The sequence below is a fragment of the Mesorhizobium sp. M7A.F.Ca.CA.001.08.2.1 genome (assembly GCF_003998455.1).
Classification (GTDB): domain Bacteria; phylum Pseudomonadota; class Alphaproteobacteria; order Rhizobiales; family Rhizobiaceae; genus Mesorhizobium; species Mesorhizobium ciceri.
This window is the reverse complement of the sequence record NZ_RZPW01000255.1, coordinates 1-7866: the sequence shown is the minus strand read 5'-3', so window position 1 is coordinate 7866 and position 7866 is coordinate 1. Positions and strand designations below refer to the sequence as shown.

7 protein-coding genes and 1 pseudogene are annotated in these 7866 nt (G+C 62.5%); 6 read left to right on the top strand and 2 right to left on the bottom strand.

Annotated elements, in window-relative coordinates:
- Together EN914_RS16720 and EN914_RS16715 are read right to left on the bottom strand one after the other, a co-directional pair.
- Positions 1-174: pseudogene (locus EN914_RS16720) on the bottom strand (porphobilinogen synthase); the annotation flags it as partial.
- An 88-nt stretch (positions 175-262) separates the two neighbouring features.
- The gene (locus EN914_RS16715; protein ID WP_245265382.1) at positions 263-1039 is read right to left on the bottom strand and encodes a DUF2066 domain-containing protein; all 777 of its coding nucleotides are present in this window, start codon (positions 1037-1039) and stop codon (positions 263-265) included.
- A gap of 245 nt (positions 1040-1284) precedes the next feature.
- Here EN914_RS16715 and EN914_RS16710 point away from each other — a divergent pair, with 245 nt between their 5' ends.
- The 6 genes from EN914_RS16710 to glyA all read left to right on the top strand — a co-directional run.
- Positions 1285-2328, top strand: coding sequence for an enoyl-CoA hydratase/isomerase family protein (locus EN914_RS16710; protein WP_013532256.1), 1044 nt, complete (start codon positions 1285-1287; stop codon positions 2326-2328).
- Complete coding sequence (locus tag EN914_RS16705; protein WP_024504684.1) at positions 2325-2747, top strand: DUF6163 family protein; 423 nt, start codon at positions 2325-2327, stop codon at positions 2745-2747. The genes EN914_RS16710 and EN914_RS16705 overlap by 4 nt, the downstream gene beginning before the upstream one ends.
- Before the next feature lie 238 nt (positions 2748-2985).
- On the top strand, positions 2986-3501 hold the full coding sequence (gene ldtR, locus EN914_RS16700; protein ID WP_008875359.1) for a transcriptional regulator LdtR: 516 nt from the start codon (positions 2986-2988) through the stop codon (positions 3499-3501).
- Positions 3502-3930: 429 nt separating this feature from the next.
- A complete protein-coding gene (locus EN914_RS16695; protein WP_013532254.1) occupies positions 3931-5184 on the top strand; it encodes a murein L,D-transpeptidase in 1254 nt (417 codons plus the stop codon).
- Between the two features lie 142 nt (positions 5185-5326).
- On the top strand, positions 5327-6973 hold the full coding sequence (locus EN914_RS16690; protein WP_013532253.1) for a Na+/H+ antiporter: 1647 nt from the start codon (positions 5327-5329) through the stop codon (positions 6971-6973).
- 173 nt (positions 6974-7146) lie between these two features.
- A partial coding sequence (glyA, locus tag EN914_RS16685; RefSeq protein WP_164778761.1) for a serine hydroxymethyltransferase occupies positions 7147-7866 on the top strand: 720 nt, incomplete at its 3' end.

Below are 7866 nucleotides of genomic sequence, written 5' to 3'. Positions count from 1 at the left end.
ACCCTTGCCCTCGACGACGAAGATCGGCCAGATCAAATCGTCGACCGTGAGCCGGTTCTCCTGCACCAGACGGCGCGACCAGTCGGCCTTGCGCATGCGGCGCAGACGGCGGCTGCCGGTGATCTCGTCGACGCCGCGCGCTCCGGCGGGCTTTGCGGGGGTGAATTTGTTCATCGCCAGTACTCTCGTTCGGGCAGGCTTTTACCACGAGCTCCCGCCGCTGACCAATGCGGCACGATTGTGCCAGCGACCGGGTCGAGGCCTATTCGGGTTGCCCATTGCCTGACAGAATCTGTGCCGCGCCCCTGATGGCGACACGGAAAGCCTCGTCGAAGCCGACACCGCGCACCTGCCAGATGTAGGTCTTGCCGGCCATGGCCAGCCGCCAGTCGGCGATCCAGCCCAGTTCCTTGTCGCTCCAGACGAGACTGCCGTAAAGCGCCTGGTCGGCGCCGGCCTTCTTCGCCAGTGTGTCGAGCTTCGTCATCTCGGCATTGCGAAGCGCCTGATCGTCCAATCCGGCCTGCGACAGCTGCGCCACCGTGGGAAAAGTCACCTGCATGGCCAGCGGTACGGCGGCATTGCCGAACGATTCGCGCATCAGCATGCCACGGTCGTCCTCGGCATCGAGCGCGTAATGCGTTGTTCCGCGCTCGGTCGCCAAAAACACCGCCAGCCGTGGCCGCCCGGTCAGCCACGGCCTGCTGCCGAGCGAAGCCAACACCGGGTCGATGTCAGCAGGCTTGTACTGGCAGTAGAGATTATGAGGCCGATCGTACGTGCCCTGGTCGTCATGGTTGGGAATGCCTTCCATGCGGTCGCGATACTGGAAACTGGCGACGAAGGTGCCGGCTTTGTCGCGCAATGCCGTCATTTCAGGTTTCGCCGGCAGGCGCTGATCGCCGGAAACCCGCACCAGAACCGCGTCGAGGCAGCGCTTGAAGCCGGACTGGCGGTTCTTCTCGTACTTGCCGTTGACGATGGTCTGCGAGCTGTAGAGGTCTTCCAAAGTCCCCGCCATGACCGGGAGAACAGCCAAGCAGAGGCTCAGCCCGATTGCCACCGGCGCAAGGTGCGAAAATCGAGTCATAAACAATCGTCCCGTTCGAAGACCCACCAGGTACGCTGCAATGAACTCTACCCAGTTTTCCGTATTGCAGCTCCATTTTTAGCACTGGCTCCTGGTCCGGGCCAGAGCTTGCACCGGTGTCCTCGCCATTGACGCACCCATGCGCCACGCTTTAGCACTTCAGTCCCGGCGGCCGGGAGAGGGATTCTTTCACGATGGATTTTGGCGGAGGCGACGAGATCCGCTTCGAACATCTGGGCCGGGCCGGCGTCGTCACCTTGACGCGGCCGCAGGCCCTCAATGCCTTGACGCACCGCATGATCGGGGCGCTCGACGCCGCTCTTTCCGCCTGGGAGGCCGACCAGGGCATCGACGTCATCGTCGTCAAGGCAGAGGGCAGGGCCTTTTCGGCCGGCGGCGATATCCTGCATGTCTATGAGACAGGTCGGGCGGGAAAACCGCCGGTCGAGTTCTTCGCCGACGAATACCGGCTCAACGCCCGCATCAACAGCTACAAGAAGCCCTATGTCGCCCTGATCGACGGTATCGTCATGGGTGGCGGCGTCGGCATCTCCTTCCACGGCTCGCACCGGGTGATGACCGAGAATGCCCAGTTTGCCATGCCGGAAGTCGGCATCGGCTTCTTTCCGGATGTTGGCGCCAGCCACCTGCTGCCCGATCTCGGCGGCTCCTTCGGCATGTATCTGGCGCTGACCGGCAATCGCATTCGATATGGCGATGCGCTGTGGTCTGGGCTGGCCACCCATACCATCAAGGCCGAGGACCAGGCTGGCTTCCTCGACCGGCTGGCGTTGACCGGCGATCCGGAATCGGTGCTGCGCGGCTTCTTCGTGCAGGCAAGGCGAGAAACCGACAGGCCGACGCTGGAGGCGATTGTCCGTCATTTTTCGCAACCGTCCCTGAACCGCGTCATCGACAGCCTCGAGCGTGCGGCCGCCGCCGATGAGTTCGCGGCAAAGACGCTGGCGACGATCCGCACCCGCTCGCCGACCAGCCTGCGCGTCGCCTGGCGGCAGATCAGCGCCGGACTGACGCTGTCCATGGAAGCCTGCATGAAGATGGAGTTCCGCATCCTCAACCGGATGCTCGCCGGCCATGATTTCTACGAAGGCATCCGCGCTGCCATCATCGACAAGGGCTCGAAGCCGCAATGGCGGCCGGCAAGCCTCGCAGCGGTCAGCGAAGCGGATGTCGACGCCTATTTCGCTCCGCTCGGCGAACGGGAACTCCTGATATGAGCGAGGTGACCTCAAGGCGCATCGTTCTGCAGCCCTCGGGGGTGGAGGTGATCTTCGCCTGGTTCCAGCGCGTCATATCGGGCTACTGCCTGCTGTTCGGCATTCTCTACTGGATCAAGCTGATCGGCTTTTATCCGGGCACACTGTGGCGTTTCGACCTGATGCCCGTGCACTGGCAGGTCGCGGCGGTGGTGCTCGCCGTGTTCTTTCCCTTTGCCGCTGCCGGCCTGTGGATGCTGGCGTCCTGGGGCCCGGTGATATGGTTCATTTGCGCGGTGACCGAGACGGTCATGTACGCCGGCTTTCCCGAGTTGTTCGGCCACCGCTTGCTGATTGTCGTCTCGCATGCGGCGGTGGCGGTGCTCTACGTCGTCTTTCGCGTCGTCATCTACCTGCAGAAGCGCCCGGTCCGCCACTAAGCCGTTGAACCCATTGGCGGCCCGGCTGTCGCCTCGAATGAGCCCTGCAATCGTTGCCGAAATCTTTAGGTTAATTATCCTTGCTCGGGTGACCGTTCGTTAAGCCTCTTCCGAAACCTCTTACCGGTAAGCTCTTGTTAGCCCTAGCGTTTAAGTCGAATTTTATGAGTATTCGATAGTGTCGCGATCAAGGTGAAAAACAAAAAATCACCAGGGCGACAAACGAGAGGCAAAGACAATGATCAATTCGCGTCCGGCGGCGAAGACCGCCAACGTATCCGACGATCGCCGTGAGGCTATCCGTTCCCTGTACATGGAATCGCTGCAGCTTGTTGAACGGCTGCACCGCCGCCTGCTTGATGTGATCAAAGACGAATTCGACCGCAACGGCCGTTCCGACATCAATGCCATCCAGGCACTGCTGCTGTTCAACATCGGCAATTCCGAACTGACCGCGGGCGAGCTGCGCTCGCGTGGCTACTATCTCGGCTCGAACGTCTCCTACAATCTGAAGAAGCTGGTCGATCTCGGCTTCATCAACCATCAGCGCTCGCGCATCGACCGCCGTTCGGTCCGTGTCTCGCTGACGCCGAAGGGCAATGAGGTGGCCGAGGTCGTCGCCGGCCTCTATGAGCGTCATGTCGGCTCGATCGAACAGGTCGGCGGCATCAACACCGATGAGTTCAAGCAGATGAACCGCGCTTTGCAGCGGCTCGACCGCTTCTGGAACGACACCATCGCCTACCGGATGTAAGGATGTAAGACATCCGCCGCATCGGATCCGGCCCGCGCCACAGAAGCGCGGCCGAAATATCGACCTTCAGTCAGGGCCGGTGCCGAGAGGCATCGGCCTTTCTTTGATTTGGCTGGTCATTGCACCGCGTGGTCGATCGCCGATCGATACCCAAAAAGCACGGTCCGTTCTTTTCGGAATGCTGGCCGGTCGGATTTGGCCGCAAGGCCACGTTGCCGCCATATTCCAATGGAACCGAGAATGGCAGTGATGCTGTGGTGAAGGCCATGCGTTCACCCGCAGCCCGTATCGCGCCTGTGCATTGTCACACCAAGCTGATACGGACCATGGTTGGCTAATTGTTAAGATTGCCAATTTTACAGTGCGGGCGAGATCGCCCGGTGATCAACGCAGCAAGTGATCGAACTGCTACCAATGTCTGGAACGTCCATGAAAACCAGCCGTCGTTTTTTCCTGTCCGGAGCCTCCGCGCTCGCAGCCGCGGTGGTCGCCGGCGGCGCCAATGCGCAGGATGTGATCGGTGATATCCTGAAATCCTCGGCGCGCGGCAATTGGGACGACCAGTTCGACGCCCGCGCCAGCGAGGGTGGCAAGGTGGCTTCGACGCTGCCGATCTTCAGCCCGCAGACCGTTGCCTTCACGGAACAGGCGGTCGGGCAATACCAGAACATTGTCGGGCAGGGTGGCTGGGTCGAGGTTCCCGCGACCAAGAAGCTGCAGCTTGGCGTCGATGATCCCGATGTGGTGCCGTTGCGCAAGCGGCTGATGGTTTCCGGCGACCTGTCGCAGAGCGCCGGCATTTCGACGGCTTTCGATTCCTATGTCGACTCGGCAGTCAAGCGCTTCCAACTGCGTCACGGCCTGCCGGCTGATGGCTCGATGGGCAAATACACCTATGCGGCGATGAACGTTTCGGCGCAGATCCGGCTTGGCCAGTTGCAGACCAATCTGCAGCGGCTGCGCGAGAAGGCCGGCACGCTGGGCAGCCGCTACGTGCTGGTCGACATTCCGGCAGCCCAGGTCGAAGCGGTCGAGAACGACCGCGTCGTGCTTCGCCACACCGCGATCGTCGGCAAGATCGATCGCCAGACGCCGATCGTCAATTCCAAGATCACCGAGATCATCGTCAATCCATACTGGAACGCGCCGGTCTCGATCGTGCGCAAGGACATCATTCCGCTGATGCGGAAAAATCCCGATTATCTCAAGAACAGCCACATCCGCCTGTTCGCGCCCGATGGCAGCGAAGTCGATCCGATGAATGTCGACTGGTCGACCGACGACGCCGCCAAGTACCGGTTCCGTCAGGATCCCGGCTCGGAAAACGCCATGGCTTCGGTGAAGATCAATTTCCCGAGCCCTGATGGCGTCTACATGCACGACACGCCGCAGCAGAGCCTGTTCGGCAAGATGTTGCGTTTCGATTCCTCGGGCTGCGTGCGCGTGCAGAATGTGCGCGACCTCGTCACCTGGATCCTGCGCGACACGCCCGGCTGGGACCGCCAGCATTTCGAGGCGGCGATCAAGACCGGTGAAAACACGCCGATCCAGGTCACCAATCCGGTGCCGGTCCACTTCCTCTATCTCTCGGCCTGGTCGACCGGTCCGGGCGTGGTGCAGTTCCGCGACGACGTCTACGCGCTTGATGGCAACAACGAGCTGCAGATCACGTCCGCGCTTTAAATATTTGATTTCTATTTAAAAAGGCCGCCTCTCAGGGCGGCCTTTTTTCATTGATTGGGTGCCGCGGCGTTTTTCACGGGAGGGCGGCTGGACGGATCGGCCGGCTTTGCGCATGGTCGGCGGGAAAGCCTGGAACCGGACCATGGAAGTCGCTGTCTTCATTCTGGTCGTGCTCGTCTTCGTGGCGCTTTCCGGCGCGCTGGTTCGCCTGGTGCGGGTGCCGTTGCCGGTGCTGCAGATTGCGATCGGTGCCGCGCTCGCCTGGCCGGTGCGCGGCATCCATGTCGAGATCAATCCGGAACTGTTCCTGCTGGTGTTCATTCCGCCGCTGCTGTTCGGCGATGCCTATGGCGCACCGAAGCGTGAACTGATGGCGCTGCGCGGACCGATCCTGGATCTGGCCATAGGGCTGGTCTTCTTCACCATCGTCGGCTTCGGCTACGCCTTGCATTGGCTAGTGCCGAGCATCCCTCTGGTGGTCGCTTTTGCGCTTGCCGCGGTGCTGTCGCCGACCGACGCGGTGGCCGTGTCCTCGATCGTCGACAGGAATGTTGTCCCGGCGCGGCTGATGCACATTCTCGAAGGCGAGTCGCTGCTCAACGACGCTTCAGGCCTCGTCATGTTCCGCTTCGCCGTCGCAGCAGTGCTGACCGGCAGCTTTTCCCTTGCCGCGGCTTCGTTCAGTTTTCTCTATGCCGTGGCGATCGGCATCCTGATCGGCGTCGCGGCGCTGTTCGTTGCCGCCAAGCTGCTGCAATTGCTCAACCGGATCGGCGGCGTGCCGGCCGAAGCGCAGGTGCTGGTGATGGTTCTGCTGCCCTTCATCGCCTATCTCGGCGCCGAGCATGTCGGAGCGTCCGGTATTCTGGCGGCTGTTACCGCCGGCCTGCTCACCGGCGGCTCCGGCGTGTTTCGCTTCCTCGGCGTCTCGGCCCGCATGCAGACGATGTCGCTGTGGACGACGCTTTCCTTCGTTTTCAACGGTGCTCTCTTCATCGTGCTCGGCCTGCAGCTTCCCGACATCATCCGCCATGTGCCGCCGGAACTCATGAGCCTGCACCCGATCATCCAGCCGATCGCGACCGTCGTGGCGCTGACGCTGTGCCTGATCGCGTTGCGCTTCCTGTGGATATGGGTAGGCGATCTCGCAGCCGGCATCGCCGCACGTCTGGGCAAGCGCAAGGTGGAGCCGTTCGGGTTGCGCGTGCGGCTCGCCGGTTCGGTGGCCGGCGTGCGCGGCGCCATCACGCTGGCCGGCATATTGTCGCTGCCGCTCGCCATGCCGGACGGCTCGCCGTTCCCGGCACGCGATCTGGTCATTTTCCTGGCCGCCGGCGTCATCATCTGTTCGCTGGTCTTCGCCAGTCTCGCTCTGCCGACGATCGCCAGGGGGCTGGTCGAGCCGGGTGAGGATGCCGGCGCCGCCGAGGAGCGGCTGGCGCGTGTCGGCGCCGCCAAGGCGGCAATCGCGCGCATCGAGAGCATCGCCGGAGCCGCAGATGATGAGGGAGGCGAGGTGCCCGGCGCCAGGCTTGCCGCCGCCGACAGCATCGTCGCCGGGTACCGGCGCCGCATCGCCGCCTCGGACGAAGCCGATGAGGCCCGCGCCGAGGCGCGTGAAGCCGGAAGGCTGGAGCTCGAATTGAGATTTGCGGGCATCGAAGCCGAGCGCGAAGCCGTGCGCGCCATGTTTCGCAGCGGCGAGATCAACGACCATACGTCGCAGGCGCTGTTTACCGAGATCACGCTCACCGAGGCATTGCTGAGGGGCCGGAAGGCGAGGAAATAACGACGCGCGGGCCTGGCTGGCGCAATCCGGCCAGCAAATTTCGCGTGGCAAACGTGGCGGGGCGAAAACAACTGTGTTAATGGCGCCGCGTGCAGGTTGCCCAAAAGTGTACAGCGGTTTGGGCAACGACATGCATAAACAAAATTGCCCCCGAACCCCGAGGATTCCAGGCTATGGCAACAGCAGCGGCAGTGTCGAACAAATTCGAATCCTTCTTCGAAACCACGCTGGCCGACGCCGATCCAGAGATTTTCGGCGCCATCCGCAACGAACTCGGCCGCCAGCGCCACGAGATCGAGCTGATCGCCTCGGAAAACATTGTTTCCCGCGCGGTGCTTGAGGCGCAGGGCTCGATCATGACCAACAAATATGCCGAGGGCTATCCGGGCAAGCGCTACTACGGCGGCTGCCAGTTTGTCGACGTGGCCGAGGAACTGGCCATCGAGCGCGCCAAGAAGCTGTTCGGCTGCAACTTCGCCAATGTCCAGCCGAATTCCGGCAGCCAGATGAACCAGGCCGTCTTCCTGGCGCTCTTGCAGCCGGGCGACACGTTCATGGGCCTCGACCTCAATTCCGGCGGCCATCTGACCCACGGTTCGCCGGTCAACATGAGCGGTAAATGGTTCAAGGTCGTCTCCTATGGCGTGCGCCAGGACGACCATCTGCTCGACATGGATGCCATCGAGAAGACCGCGCATGAAACCAAGCCGAAGCTGATCCTGGCCGGCGGCACCGCCTATTCCCGCGTCTGGGACTGGAAGCGTTTTCGCGAGATCGCCGACGCGGTCGGCGCCTATCTGATGGTCGACATGGCGCACATCGCCGGGCTGGTCGCCGGCGGCGTGCATCCGTCGCCGCTGCCGCATGCCCATGTCGTGACGACCACGACGCAC